The organism is Paractinoplanes lichenicola, assembly GCF_016785085.1.
Classification (GTDB): Bacteria; Actinomycetota; Actinomycetes; order Mycobacteriales; family Micromonosporaceae; genus Actinoplanes; species Actinoplanes lichenicola.
Map to the genome: position 1 here is coordinate 516,428 of NZ_JAENHO010000003.1, position 12,157 is coordinate 528,584.

The window sequence follows — 12,157 nt, forward strand, 5'->3', positions numbered from 1 at the left end:
GCCTGGGGGCAAGTGTGGCTTTCCACTAAAGGGGGAGCCGGGCTCACCTGAAAGAGGCTTAGCGCTGACGGTTCTGTTCAGGCGGGCAGGACGGCGAGGGCCTCGATCTCGACCCGGAAGTCGGGGCTGACCAAGCCGGCCACTTGCACCAGGGAGCTGGCCGGCGGGTTCGCCAGGTCGATGAACTCGTCGCGGGCCGTGCGGAAGGCGGGCAGGTCGGCCAGGCTGGTCAGGAAGATCGTCAGCTTGACCACATCGGACATCGTGGCGCCGGCCGCGGCCAGGGCCGTCGTGATGTTGCGGAAGACCTGGCGGGTCTGTTCGAGCGCGTCGTCCTCGCCGACCAGGCGGCCCTCGGCGTCGAGCGGCACCTGCCCCGAGACGACGACCGTGGGACCGGTGAACGCGACCGCGTGGCTGTAGCCGTTGGTCGGCGGGGAACCCTCGGGCCGTCCGTAATGACGCTGCACGATCATGAGCCTAGTCGCTAGGGTCGGCCGCATGGTGCGAGTCTTCGGCGAGGTCGCCGCCCTCTACGACGACGTGCGGCCGGGCTATCCGGAAGCCGTACGGGAAATGATCGAAGACTATGGCGGCGCGCCGGAGAGCATCGTCGAGCTCGGGGCGGGCACCGGCAAGGGCACCGAACTGCTGGTCGGGCTGGGGGCGCCGCTCACCGCGCTGGAACCCGACCCGCGGATGGCTGCCGTGTTGCGGGCCAAGTTCCCCACGGTCGAGGTGCTCGAGACGACTTTCGAGGGCTGGCAGCCGTACGGGGAACCGGGGTTGATCGCCTGCGCGATGGCGTGGCACTGGATGGACGCCGGGACGCGCAACCGGAAGGCATTTGACGCTCTCGCGCCGGGCGGCACGGTGGCGCTGTTTCAGCACAAGTTCGCCTATGCCGACCGGGCGCAGGATCGGGCCATCACCGAGGTGCTGACCGAGATCGACCCGAAGGTGGCCGACCGCGGTGATCACTGGGTGCGTGACGACGTGACCGCCGCCGGGCTGTGGGCCGACGTCGAGGAGCGCCGCCTCACGACGTATCCGGTCTATCCCAAGCAGCGCTATCTCGAGCTGCTCCAGACGTTCTCGCCGTTCCTGCGGCACACGCCCGACCAGCAGCGCCGCGCCCTGGACGGGGTCGGCGCGGCGCTCGACAGCTTCGGCGGCTCGGTGACGCTCGAATTGCGCACGAGCCTCGTGCTGGGACGGAAGAAGGCTTAGACGCGGGCGAGCTGCTCGGCGTAGAGGGTGGCCCGCGCGATCTCGCCCACGGCGCTGCCGGCCCGCGCGGCGACCATGCCGTCGGGGGTCCAGATGCCGGAGCGGCCCGCGGTCTCGGGATAGTCCGGGCCGGTCGCGCCCGCGCTCGAGGCGATCGCCGTCCACACCCCGTACGTGGTGCTGATCTTGCGGGCCCGCTCGGCCATCACGGCCTCGGCGGCGGGCTCGTCGACCACGCCGGCCACGTAGGCGTCGATGCCCAGCTCGGCCGTGGCCGCCCAGTGCTCCTCGATGCCGGTGTCGCGGCAGATGGCCAGGCCCAGCCGCCAGCCGTCGACCTCGATGACCTCGGGGCCGGGGCCGGGACGGAACCGTGCCTCGGCCGAGCCGTGCGGGTGCACCTTGCGATAGACGACCCGCGCGCCGTCGGCGTCGACCAGCAGCGTCGCGATGTGCGGGCCCGCGATCGGGGCGCCGGCCAGCGCGATCGAGTCGGTGGCGGCGCAGGCGTCGATCAGCGGGCGCAGCCGCGGGTCGTCCGGCGCGAGCAGCGGCGCGTCCACGTCGTACCCGGTCAGGGACAGCTCGGGGAAGACGACGACCCGGGCGTGGGCGGCCCGCACGGTGGCGGCGTGCCGGGTCACGTTGGCGGCGATGTCGAGGGCGTGGACGGGCGGCTGGGCGACGGCGAGGATCAACGAGCGCATGGGCCGATCTTTCTTTGGGGGGTGGGGGGTTACGGACGGACGGCTTCGACCAGGAACCGATGGGCGGTCACGGTGAAGGCGCCGTGCAGGCGGATGAACGTGTCGAGGCGCTCCAATGCGTCTTGGTAAAGCCTCGGTGAGAAGTCACGGATCTGCCAGGGCAGATCGCGAAGTTGGCGCACGATGCCGCCCACATCCTGGAAGGCGACCGGCGGGCGCTCCTCGCGAACGTCGAGCACCTCGAGGCCGGCGTCGGTCAGGGCCGCCACCGCGACCTCGGCGTTCCAGGGCTGGCGGTGAGCCGGTGGCGCCCCCAGCGCCACGTTCAGCTCGGCCAGGTCGTCGCTGCCCACCTGCTGGCTGAGCAGCGTGCCGCCGGGACGCAGCAGGCGCACGATGTCGGCCGCGGGGAGCCGGCCGTGCCGGCTGAGCACCACGTCGAACTCGTTCTCGCCGCCGGGCAGCTCGGTCAGCACCTGCACGCCGAAGGGGTAGAGCCGGTCGCGGGCCACCGGGGTGTTGCGCGACCAGCTCTCGACCGCGACCGTGTGCGGCGGGAGGGGCGCGAGCTCGGCCAGGAACTCGCCGTTGCCGGTGTCGAGGTCGAGCAGCGCGGCGGCCCGGCGCACCAGGGCGCGGGCGATCCCGGGGAACGACCAAGTGGGCTCGGAGCCCACGTCACGCCCGTCCAGCCAGGCGAACTCCCAGCCGGTGGCGCGCTCGCCGGCTGCCGAGTCCTCGTACTGCTGCCCGATGCGCACCCGACGACCGTAGCCAGTCGTCCTGTGCGCGGAGCACCCGATGTGACGTGGCTCAAGCGCGTACGCGTGAAGGGGACGTAAATTGTTACGCCGCCGCGACCTCGACCCGGCGCAGCAGGCCCGGCCAGCCCCGCCCCATTCCTTCGAGGGCCGTCGAACCAGGCGCGAACCCGTCGTGCAGCAGGAAGAGCCGGGTGCCGTCGCCCTCGGGCTCGAGCCGCCAGGTGATCGTGGTGTCGAGCACGCCCTCGGCGAAGGTGTAGCGCAGCAACTTCTCGGGTTCGACCTCGAGAATCTCGCACTGCTGCTCACCCCACGATCCCATGTCGAGCGTGAAGCGGTGCCCGACGACCGGCCTGATGTCGCCCGCGGCCCACCACTTCGCGTGCAGCTCCGGCTCGGTCAGCACCCGCCACACGGCAGCCGGCGGGCGTGCGACGAACTGGTCGCACTCGATGCTGTTCTTCACAGGTCTTCTCCTTCGGCAACGTCGCGCAGCGCCTTGAGGCGTTCGCGCCAGAAATGCTCGAACGGATGCAGCCAGTCGCTCACCTCGGCCAGCGGATCGGCGGCCAGGTGGTAATACCGATGACGGCCGCGCGGCTCCTCGCTGACGAGCCGCGCGTGCCGCAGCACGGCCAGGTGTTCCGAGACGGCCGGGCGGCTCAGCGCGAACCGCCCGGCCAGCTCACCCGCGGGCAGCGGGCCGTCGCGCAGGGCCTCCAGCAACTGGCGGCGCACCGGGTTGGCCAGCGCGCCGAACACATCCACGTCGGGCATGCGCCTCATGATGCGTCGGAAATCTCCGACACGTCAAGCCCGTACGGGCATCAGGATCGAGAATCGGGAGTCGTCGCCCGGGACGCGGACGGCCAGCGGCTTGATCGGGCCGTCCAGCTCCAGCACGAGCTGACCGGCGCCGCCCGCGTCGAGCGCCTGCAGCAGGAACTCCCGGTTCACCACCACGTGGTCGTCGTTCAAGGTCAAAGTCACGGCCTCGTACGTCGTCCCTTCGTGCTCCCTCGTCTCGACCGGGGCGGCCGCCATCTGCGCGCGCAGGGCCTCGGTGTCGACCGTCAGCCGGGTGCTGGGCGCGGGCAGACCGTCGAGCAGGCGGCGGTGGTCCGGGTAGTCCAGATCCAGCGGCTTGGTCCCGAGGTCGCCCGCGGTGACCTGCTCCGGCGACAGATCCAGCACCGTCCGGCCGCCGGTCGACCGGGCGCGCAACTCGTCGACGAAGGGCAGCGGCAGCACCGAGCGGGTCGGCGGCCCCTCGACCCCGGCCGCTGCCGACGCCACGGCCAGCCGGAACCGGTCGGTCGCGACCAGCGTGAGCACGCCGTCGGCCACGTCGAACAGCACGCACCGCAGCATCGGCAGCTCGGGGTCGGCCCCCGCGGCGAAACGGACGGCATCGATCGCGGCGGCCAGCGCGGCCGCGGGCAGGGTGATCCGGGTCATGAGATTCTCCTCCAGGTCGAGCAGGGCGTGGATGCGGAGGAGCTCACGCTTCGCGTCGGCCAGCCCGTCCTCGAGCCGGCGCCGATGCTGGTCCAGCCTTTCCCGTACGGCCGGGGACGGCTCCCGTACGGCCTGGGCGATCTCGGCCACCGGCATGCCGACCCGGCGCAACCCGGCGATCAGCCGCGCGGCCCGGATCTGGTCGGCGGAGTAGCGCCGATAGCCGGTGGCTGTGTCGACCTCGGCCGGCACCAGGACGCCCGCGCCGTCGTAGAACCGGAGCGCGCTGACGCTGAGCCCACTGGCCCGCGCCGCCTCACCGATGCTGAACATGTCTCCTCGCACTACCAGGACGCTGCCGCCTCAACCATGTCGAGAGTCAACCCACCGCAAGATTTTCTAGTCGGTGTACGGCCATCCCTAGCTCTAAAACTGCCAGAGGTTGCTAACACTTCGGGTCTCCGATCGTTGGAGATCGACTTATGCCCCCGTCGATGGAACAGAAGCTGGACCGCCAGGCACAGCATCGCCTGGCGGTCCTGCGGCACGTTGAGGAAGTCACCGGCAACGTCGCCCGCACCTGCCGCTACTACGGGATCAGCGGGCCGACCTACTACAAATGGCTGCGCCGCTACCAGGACGAAGGCCTCACCGGCCTGCGCGACCGTTCGAGCGCACCGCACCACTGCCCGACCGCGACGCATGCCGACATCGTGAACAAGATCGTCTACCTACGGCAGAACTATCACTTCGGCCCGGTCAAGATCCAGATGTACCTGAAGCGGTACCACGACATCACGATCACCAGCTCGGCGATCTACAACATCCTGGTCCGCCACACCCGCAACCGGCAAGGCGCCGATCTCTGGCCGGCTGCCCAGGCAGCGACGCCGCGCCAAGTACTACCAGTTCACCGCAATCGACGACTGCACCCGGCTACGCGTGCTGCGCATCTACCCGCGCTGCGACCAGAAGACCGCCGTCCAGTTCCTGGACTACGTCCTGCAGCGTCTGCCCTTTCGCGTCGAAGTCATCCAGACCGACAACGGCGCCGAGTTCCAGACCGAGTTCCACTGGCACGTGCTCGACCAGGGCATCGCGCACACCTACATCAAACCCGCATCGCCGCACCTCAACGGCAAGGTCGAGCGTTCCCACCGCATCGACGCCGAAGAGTTCTACCGCATGCTCGACGGTGTCGTCATCGATGACACCGGTGTCTTCAACGACAAGCTGCGTGAATGGGTGGATTACTACAACTACCACCGCCCCCACGGGGCCCTGGACGGCCAGACACCCTACGAACGTCTCAAGCAGAAAACCGAGACCCAGGCGTAAACCGGCTCCGGCAGATGCACACCTAGCCCCCGCCCGCCTCGGGGAGATGTGGGGGACAACCTACGCCTTGTCAAGCCGACGAGGTCTCGTCGTCCACAGGCCGATTTCGGTGCTCTGTCGTTCTTCACAGGGGGCTCACCCGAGCAGGAGCATCGCCGCTACGGCCAGCATTACGGCGGCGATCACACCGTCCAGCACCCGCCACGCCGACGGCCGGGCCAGCAGCGGAGCCAGGCGGTGGGCACCCGCGCCCAGGGCCGTGAACCAGACCAGGCTGGCGGCGGCCGCGCCCGCCCCGAAGAGCCAGCGGTGGTCGTGTTGCTGGGCGACCGAGCCGAGCAGCAGCACCGTGTCCAGGTAGACGTGCGGGTTCAGGTAGGTCAGGGCCAGGCAGGTCAGGATCGTCGCGCGCAGCGTGGCCGGGGCGCGGCCGGCGGGGTTGAGGGCGGCCGGTCGCAGGGCCCGGCGGGCGGCCATGACCGCGTACGTGATCAGGAAGGCCGCACCCACCCACTTGATCACGGTGACCGCGGAGGGGCGGGCCGTGACCACCGCGCCCAGCCCGCCGATGCCGGCCAGGATCAGCAGCAGGTCGGACAGCGCGCAGACCAGCACGACGGCCAGCACGTGTTCGCGGCGCAGGCCCTGGCGCAGGACGAAGGCGTTCTGGGCCCCGATGGCGACGATGAGCACGGCGGACGCGGCGAAACCGGCGAGGGCAGAGGTGAGCACGGATTCGACGCTAGGCGGGGCCTGCCGCGTACTCAAACTAAAGATTTTGAACTTGCATTAGCATCGCTAATCGTGGACTTCGCCCAACTGGCCACGTTTCAGGCGGTCATCGACACCGGCAGCTTCGAGGCGGCGGCGCGTGAGCTGCATGTCACGCCGTCCGCGGTGAGTCAGCGGATCAAGGCGCTCGAGCGCTCGGTGGGGCAGGTGCTCGTGCGGCGCGCGAAGCCCTGCGTGGCCACCCCGGCGGGGGAGGCGCTGGTGCGGTTCGCGGGGCAGGTCGCGCTGCTGGAGCGGGAGGCGCTGGCCCAGGCGCGCGACGGCACCCGGGTCTCGATCGTGGTGAACGCCGACTCGCTGCACACGTGGTTCCTGCCGGCGCTGGCCGCCGTGCCGGGGCCGCAGTACGAGCTGCACACCGACGACGAGCACTACACGGCCGACCTGTTGCGATCCGGTACGGCCATGGCCGCCGTCACCGCCGACGAGGAAGTCGTGCAGGGCTGCCGGATCGAGCGGCTCGGCTCGATGCGCTATCTGGCGTGCGGAAAGAACACCCAAGCCGTGATCTTGTACGACCGGAAGGACCGCCTGCAGCACCGCATCTGGCCGGATAAATCGGACACCCCCGTGCACTACGTCCCGTCGGCGTCCGCGTTCATCGAGGCGATCAGGCTCGGCCTCGGCTGGGGCGTGGTCCCCGAATGGATCGCCCGCGAGGACATCGCCGCCGGCCGCTACGAAGACCTGGGCCGTCACCTCGACGTCCCGCTCTACTGGCAGTACTGGCGGATCGGCTCGGCGGTGCTGGAGGAGTTGACGGCCGCCGTCAAAGCGGCGGCCGCCCCCTATCTCAAGAGTTAGCGTGCAGCGCCGCGTTGAGCTCGATGCCCGTGCCCTTGCGCGGCTTGGCCTCCAGCGCCCCGGTCACCGAGTTGCGCCAGAACAGCAGCCCGTTGACGCCGGACAGCTCCCGCGCCTTGACGACCTTGCCGTCGGGCAGGGTGATCTTGGATCCGGCCGTGATGTAGCAGCCCGCCTCGACCACGCAGTCGTCGCCCAGCGAGATGCCGATGCCCGCGTTCGCGCCGAGCAGGCTGCGCTCGCCGATGCGCACCTTGTCCTTGCCGCCGCCCGAGAGCGTGCCCATGATGGACGACCCGGCGCCGACGTCGGAGCTGTCGCCGACCACGACACCCTGCACGATGCGGCCCTCGACCATCGACGTGCCGAGCGTGCCCGCGTTGAAGTTGGCGAAGCCCTCGTGCATGACCGTGGTGCCCGAGGCCAGGTGGGCGCCGAGCCGCACCCGGTCGGCGTCGGCGATCCGTACGCCCGACGGCACGACGTAGTCGGTCATGCGCGGGAACTTGTCGACGCCGAAGACGGCCAGGTGGCGACCGGCCGCGCGCTCGAGGAAGCGCAGCTCGTCGACCCGGTCGGGCGGGCACGGGCCGGCCGACGTCCAGGCCACGTTGGCCAGCGCGCCGAAGATGCCGTCGAGGTTGACCGAGTTGGGCACGACGAAGCGGTGCGAGAGCAGGTGGAGGCGCAGGTAGGCGTCGGCGGCGTCCTTGATCGGGTCGGCCAGCGACGCGATCGTCGTGCGCACCTCGACCGTCGACAGGCCGGGCAGCGCCTTGGGCCCGGTCAGCCCGGCCGGCAGCACCGGGGCCTCGGCCGGCGGCTCACCCAGACCCAGGAAACCCTCCGGGAACCAGGTGTCCAGCACCTGCCCGGTCGCGGTGACGGTGGCCAGTCCGATGCCCCACGCGGGCGAGGTCGAGATCGCAGTTTCCACGTGGCGAACACTACTAAAGGCCCAGCACCCGCGATGATTCACGTCCGGCCGGTATCGTGCGCGCTATGGCCAACCCGCTAACCCCGGACGTGTTGGTCGACCCCGTGGAGCTCACCCGCACCCTGGTCGACATCGAGTCCGTCTCCCGCAACGAGCAGGCGATCGCCGATCACGTCGAAGAGGTGCTCCGTCAGGTCTCCCATCTGAGCGTGGACCGTCTCGGCAACACCGTGATGGCTCGTACGGATCTGGGACGCGAACAACGCGTGGTGCTCGCCGGCCACCTGGACACCGTGCCGTTGAACGACAACTTCCCGTCCACCGTCGTCGACGACCTCATCTACGGCTGCGGCACGTCCGACATGAAATCCGGCGTGGCCCTGGCCCTGCACCTCGCGGCCACGCTGCCCGATCCGCGCTACGACCTGACCTACCTGTTCTACGAGGCCGAAGAGATCGACTCCAAGTTCAACGGCCTGCGCCTGGTGGCCGAGGCCCACCCCGAGTGGCTGCTGGCCGACTTCGCCGTGCTGCTCGAACCGACGTACGGGGTGGTCGAGGCCGGCTGTCAGGGGACGCTGCGAGTCGAGGTGCGGACCACCGGACGACGGGCCCACGCGGCGCGGGCCTGGCGCGGGGTCAACGCGATCCACGCGGCCGGCGAGGTGCTGCAACGGCTGTCCGACTACCGTCCGCGCACGGTCACGATCGACGGCTGTACGTATCGTGAGGGCCTCAACGCCGTGAAGATCAACGGAGGCGTGGCCGGGAACGTCGTGCCCGACGCCTGCGTGGTCGAGGTCAACATGCGCTTCGCCCCGGACCGTACGGAGAAGCAGGCGCTCGAGCACGTGCACGAGGTCTTCGAAGGCTTCGAGGTGGAGCTGACCGACTCGGCCCCCGGGGCGCTGCCCGGGCTGAGCGCGGCGCCGGCCCGCGAGTTCCTGACCGCGGTCGGGGCCGAGCCGGCGGCCAAGCTGGGCTGGACCGACGTGGCCCGGTTCGCGGCGCTGGGCATTCCGGCGCTCAACTACGGCCCCGGCGATCCGCTGCTGGCCCACGCGCAGGACGAGCACGTCGAGATCGGCAAGATCCGGGACGGGGCGGCGACCCTCTATCGGTGGCTGTCGAGTTAGAGCGCGGGACGGACGGTCACCCGGCCGATGGCCCGCGCCACCTTCGCCGGCGGGATCTCCACCGTCGCCTCGGGATCGAAGCCGGGCCGCGGCCGGTCGCCGAACGCCATGCGGCGCTCCTCGACCACCAGTTGGATGCGCCGCTGCATGCGACGCTGCATCTTCATTCGCTCGTATCGGGTCGTCACGGTGGCTCCTTAAGCCCGGGAGCCCGGCCGAGGCCGAGAGATCTTAGTAACTGAACAGACGCCCTGGAGCTACCGTCCGTTGCTTCAATCTGGCAAAAAGGTCGCCGACCCGCAATCCTCTTACCGAAACCCACCCGGTTGTTCACCGTGCTACTGACCGTCCGCACTACCTTTTAGGCATGACGGACAGCACCAACGGGCGACGCGGCGGCGGGCCGGAGCGTCATCGGGGCGCGGTCACGCTGCGACGCGAGTCGATCCCGCCGAGCACGGCCGACGAGAAACTGCTCGATTCGCACCATCGACGGGAGTGGAAGACCAAGGACGCCTGGCGGGCGCTGCGGATCCTCTCGGAGTTCGTCGAGGGCTTTGACACCCTGGCCGACCTGCCCCCGGCGGTCAGCGTCTTCGGCTCGGCGCGCAGCCACCCCGACAGCCCCGAGTGCGAGATGGCCGCCGCCCTGGGGGCCGCCCTGGCCGAGGCGGGCTACGCGGTGATCACCGGCGGCGGCCCCGGCGTGATGGAGGCGGCCAACCGCGGCGCCACCGAGGCCGGCGGCATGTCGGTCGGGCTCGGCATCGAGCTCCCCTTCGAGCAGGGCCTCAACGACTGGGTCGACGTCGGCATCGACTTCCGCTACTTCTTCGTCCGCAAGACCATGTTCGTCAAGTACGCCCAGGCGTTCGTGGTGCTGCCCGGCGGCTTCGGCACGCTCGACGAGCTGTTCGAGGCGATCACGCTGGTGCAGACGAAGAAGGTCACCCGGTTCCCGGTCATCCTGATGGGCACGGCCTACTGGACCGGCCTGCTCGACTGGGTCAAGGGCACGCTGCTGGCCGACGGCAAGATCAGCGAGAGCGACCTCGACCTGATCCAGCTGACCGACGACGTGGACGAGGCGGTGCAGCTCATCGTGGACGCCGACGCGGCGCTCGCCGAGGGCCAGGGGCAGCACTGACGTGGCCGCCATCTGCGTCTTCTGCGCCTCCTCGAGCACGCTCGAACAGAAATGGCTCGACCTGGCCACCCGTACGGGTGAGGAAATCGGCGCCCGCGGGCACTCGCTGGTCTCGGGCGGCGGCTGCGTCGGCATGATGGGCGCGGTGGCCGACGGGGCCCGGGCCGGCGGCGCCCACACCCTCGGCATCATCCCGCAGACCCTCGTCGATCTCGAGGTGGCCGACCTGGCCTCCGACGAGCTGGTGATCACCGGCGACATGGGCGAGCGCAAGAACATCATGATCGATCGGTCGGACGCGTTCATCACGCTGCCCGGCGGCCTCGGCACCCTCGACGAGCTCTTCGAGGTGTGGACCACCGCCACCCTCGACCTGCACGACAAGCCGATCGTGCTGCTCGATCCCGAGGGCTTCTACGACGGCATGCTGGCCTGGCTCGGGCAGCTCGCCGATACCGCTTTCGTGCGATCCGAGGCACTCGAACGGGTGGTCGTGGCCAAGTCGATCGCGTCGGCGTTGGACGCGATCGAGGAACGGGTAAGGCGCGGCTGAGGGTGTCACGCCGGGTGGGTGTCACCACACCCACCCGGCGTGACCAGGGCCCCGGCGGGCCCGCCGGACAGCACGGGGGCGCGCCCACGCGCTCTCACCGGGACACGCCGGTGCGCACACTTCCGGCTGTCCGGCGGCGTCGCGCCCGCCGGGGCACGGCTGCTGCATCGGTTGAGCCCGACACTGCACGGCAGGTCGGCACGCGTCAATCAAGCACCTGCGAACGTGCGCATGGTGCTCGTTCTCCGAGCGTGGAACACTGCGAGACATGCCCCCGCAACGGGCGACCCTGCTACAGGTCGCACAGCGGGCCGGTGTGTCCCGCAGCACGGCCTCCTTCGTCCTGGCCGGACGCCACCTGGACATGAGGATCTCCGAAGACGCCCGGCAACGGGTGCTCCGGGCGGCTCAGGAGCTGGACTACCGGCCCAACCTCATGGCGCGGAGCCTGCGCACCAAGGTCACCAGGACCGTCGCGCTGGTCTCCGACACCCTGGCCTCCGACCCGTACGCGGGCCGGGCCATCAACGGGAGCCTGGCCGCCGCCGTCGCGCACGGCCACCTGCTCTTCATCGGCGAGACCGAGGGCGACCCGGTCGTCGAGGAAAAGATGATCTCGGACTTCCTCGACCGGCAGGTCGACGCGTTCGTCTACGCCAGCATGTTCACCCGCTACGTGCGCGTGCCCAAGCAGCTCAAGGGCCGCCCGGTGGTGCTGCTCAACTGCCTGACCCGCGGCTCGCAGCCGGCCCAGCACCAGATCGTGCCGGACGAGCTGGCGGCGGGCTGGAGCGCGGCCACGACCCTGCTCGAGGCCGGGCACAGCGGCGGCATCCACCTGGTCGGCAACCCCGGCGAGCACGTCTTCGCGGCCCGGGAGCGGCTGGCCGGCATCCGCGAGGGGCTGCACACGGCCGGCGCCCGGCTGGCCGGGACGATCGAGTGCGAGTGGTGGCCCGATTCCGCGTACGAGGCGGTGAGCCGCGCCCTGGCCGAGGGGCTGCTGCCGCGGGCGCTGATCTGCCTCAACGACCGCATCGCGCTCGGCGCCTATCAGGCCCTGCGCGAGGCGGGCCTGATCATCCCGGACGACGTGTCGGTGATCTCGTTCGACGACTCCGAACTGGCGGCCTGGCTGCGGCCCCAGCTCACCAGCATCTCGCTCCCGCACTACCAGCTCGGCTGGCAGGCGGTCGAGAAGCTGCTGGGCCCGCCGACCGGCCCGGCGGTGCACCGGTTGCCGATGCCGGTTCGCCGTCGCGCCTCCGTGGCGAAACCGCCTGTTCGTTAA

At 70.3% G+C, this 12,157-nt stretch carries 16 protein-coding genes and 1 pseudogene; 8 read left to right on the forward strand and 9 right to left on the reverse strand.

Going from position 1 to position 12,157, the window contains the following annotated elements; all coding sequences use genetic code 11:
• Window positions 1–77 precede the first annotated feature (77 nt).
• Window positions 78–470 carry a RidA family protein gene (locus tag JKJ07_RS11485; protein WP_307834214.1) on the reverse strand — a complete coding sequence of 131 codons (393 nt, stop codon included), beginning with the start codon at window positions 468–470 and terminating at the stop codon, window positions 78–80.
• 31 nt (window positions 471–501) lie between these two features.
• Between JKJ07_RS11485 and JKJ07_RS11490 the strand changes: the two genes are divergently transcribed.
• Entirely contained in the window at window positions 502–1,230 is a 729-nt protein-coding gene (locus JKJ07_RS11490; RefSeq protein WP_202991440.1) for a class I SAM-dependent methyltransferase, read from the forward strand.
• Here JKJ07_RS11490 and JKJ07_RS11495 read toward each other — a convergent pair.
• From JKJ07_RS11495 to JKJ07_RS11515, 5 genes are all read right to left on the reverse strand, one after another.
• On the reverse strand, window positions 1,227–1,937 hold the full coding sequence (locus JKJ07_RS11495) for a carbon-nitrogen hydrolase family protein (protein ID WP_202991441.1): 711 nt from the start codon (window positions 1,935–1,937) through the stop codon (window positions 1,227–1,229). The genes JKJ07_RS11490 and JKJ07_RS11495 overlap by 4 nt on opposite strands.
• A gap of 29 nt (window positions 1,938–1,966) precedes the next feature.
• A complete protein-coding gene (locus JKJ07_RS11500) occupies window positions 1,967–2,698 on the reverse strand; it encodes a class I SAM-dependent methyltransferase (protein WP_202991442.1) in 732 nt (243 codons plus the stop codon).
• Between the two features lie 85 nt (window positions 2,699–2,783).
• Window positions 2,784–3,167, reverse strand: coding sequence for an SRPBCC family protein (locus tag JKJ07_RS11505; RefSeq protein WP_202991443.1), 384 nt, complete (start codon window positions 3,165–3,167; stop codon window positions 2,784–2,786).
• Window positions 3,164–3,478: an ArsR/SmtB family transcription factor gene (locus JKJ07_RS11510; RefSeq protein WP_202991444.1), complete on the reverse strand. Its 315-nt coding sequence runs from the start codon at window positions 3,476–3,478 to the stop codon at window positions 3,164–3,166. Before JKJ07_RS11510 ends, JKJ07_RS11505 begins: the two co-directional genes overlap by 4 nt.
• Before the next feature lie 33 nt (window positions 3,479–3,511).
• Entirely contained in the window at window positions 3,512–4,492 is a 981-nt protein-coding gene (locus tag JKJ07_RS11515) for a DNA polymerase III subunit beta family protein (RefSeq protein ID WP_202991445.1), read from the reverse strand.
• Between the two features lie 161 nt (window positions 4,493–4,653).
• Between JKJ07_RS11515 and JKJ07_RS52210 the strand changes: the two are divergent.
• Both JKJ07_RS52210 and JKJ07_RS49735 read left to right on the forward strand, forming a co-directional pair.
• Window positions 4,654–4,977 (forward strand): annotated as a pseudogene (locus tag JKJ07_RS52210) (helix-turn-helix domain-containing protein); the annotation flags it as partial.
• Between the two features lie 124 nt (window positions 4,978–5,101).
• Complete coding sequence (locus JKJ07_RS49735) at window positions 5,102–5,497, forward strand: integrase core domain-containing protein (RefSeq protein WP_369076997.1); 396 nt, start codon at window positions 5,102–5,104, stop codon at window positions 5,495–5,497.
• Window positions 5,498–5,632: 135 nt separating this feature from the next.
• Here the strand turns inward: JKJ07_RS49735 and JKJ07_RS11530 are convergent, their stop codons facing one another.
• Window positions 5,633–6,229, reverse strand: coding sequence for a LysE/ArgO family amino acid transporter (locus tag JKJ07_RS11530; protein ID WP_202991448.1), 597 nt, complete (start codon window positions 6,227–6,229; stop codon window positions 5,633–5,635).
• 69 nt (window positions 6,230–6,298) lie between these two features.
• On the opposite strand from JKJ07_RS11530, the gene JKJ07_RS11535 reads away from it, so the two are divergent.
• Entirely contained in the window at window positions 6,299–7,093 is a 795-nt protein-coding gene (locus JKJ07_RS11535; RefSeq protein WP_202991808.1) for a LysR family transcriptional regulator ArgP, read from the forward strand.
• On the opposite strand, the gene dapD is transcribed toward JKJ07_RS11535, so the two are convergent.
• Entirely contained in the window at window positions 7,083–8,030 is a 948-nt protein-coding gene (dapD, locus tag JKJ07_RS11540) for a 2,3,4,5-tetrahydropyridine-2,6-dicarboxylate N-succinyltransferase (RefSeq protein WP_202991449.1), read from the reverse strand. The two genes, JKJ07_RS11535 and dapD, sit on opposite strands and share 11 nt — an antisense overlap.
• Before the next feature lie 65 nt (window positions 8,031–8,095).
• Between dapD and dapE the strand changes: the two genes are divergently transcribed.
• Window positions 8,096–9,166: a succinyl-diaminopimelate desuccinylase gene (gene dapE, locus JKJ07_RS11545; protein WP_202991450.1), complete on the forward strand. Its 1,071-nt coding sequence runs from the start codon at window positions 8,096–8,098 to the stop codon at window positions 9,164–9,166.
• Here dapE and JKJ07_RS11550 read toward each other — a convergent pair.
• A complete protein-coding gene (locus tag JKJ07_RS11550; protein ID WP_202991843.1) occupies window positions 9,163–9,354 on the reverse strand; it encodes a hypothetical protein in 192 nt (63 codons plus the stop codon). The genes dapE and JKJ07_RS11550 overlap by 4 nt on opposite strands.
• 179 nt (window positions 9,355–9,533) lie before the next feature.
• Between JKJ07_RS11550 and JKJ07_RS11555 the strand changes: the two genes are divergently transcribed.
• The 3 genes from JKJ07_RS11555 to JKJ07_RS11565 all read left to right on the forward strand — a co-directional run bounded on the left by JKJ07_RS11555 (window position 9,534) and on the right by JKJ07_RS11565 (window position 12,157).
• Window positions 9,534–10,313: an LOG family protein gene (locus tag JKJ07_RS11555; protein ID WP_202991451.1), complete on the forward strand. Its 780-nt coding sequence runs from the start codon at window positions 9,534–9,536 to the stop codon at window positions 10,311–10,313.
• Between the two features lies 1 nt (window position 10,314).
• On the forward strand, window positions 10,315–10,866 hold the full coding sequence (locus JKJ07_RS11560; RefSeq protein WP_202991452.1) for an LOG family protein: 552 nt from the start codon (window positions 10,315–10,317) through the stop codon (window positions 10,864–10,866).
• 268 nt (window positions 10,867–11,134) lie between these two features.
• Window positions 11,135–12,157, forward strand: a complete 1,023-nt coding sequence (locus tag JKJ07_RS11565; RefSeq protein WP_202991453.1) for a LacI family DNA-binding transcriptional regulator — start codon at window positions 11,135–11,137, stop codon at window positions 12,155–12,157.

Excerpts from the sequence above, each read along its gene's own strand:
- JKJ07_RS11490 (WP_202991440.1), top strand. The coding sequence starts at position 502 with ATGGTGCGAGTCTTCGGCGAGGTCGCCGCCCTCTACGACGACGTGCGG.
- JKJ07_RS11495 (WP_202991441.1), bottom strand. The coding sequence starts at position 1,937 with ATGCGCTCGTTGATCCTCGCCGTCGCCCAGCCGCCCGTCCACGCCCTC.
- JKJ07_RS11510 (WP_202991444.1), bottom strand. The coding sequence starts at position 3,478 with ATGCCCGACGTGGATGTGTTCGGCGCGCTGGCCAACCCGGTGCGCCGC.
- JKJ07_RS11515 (WP_202991445.1), bottom strand. The coding sequence starts at position 4,492 with ATGTTCAGCATCGGTGAGGCGGCGCGGGCCAGTGGGCTCAGCGTCAGC.
- dapE (WP_202991450.1), top strand. The coding sequence starts at position 8,096 with ATGGCCAACCCGCTAACCCCGGACGTGTTGGTCGACCCCGTGGAGCTC.
- JKJ07_RS11555 (WP_202991451.1), top strand. The coding sequence starts at position 9,534 with ATGACGGACAGCACCAACGGGCGACGCGGCGGCGGGCCGGAGCGTCAT.
- JKJ07_RS11565 (WP_202991453.1), top strand. The coding sequence starts at position 11,135 with ATGCCCCCGCAACGGGCGACCCTGCTACAGGTCGCACAGCGGGCCGGT.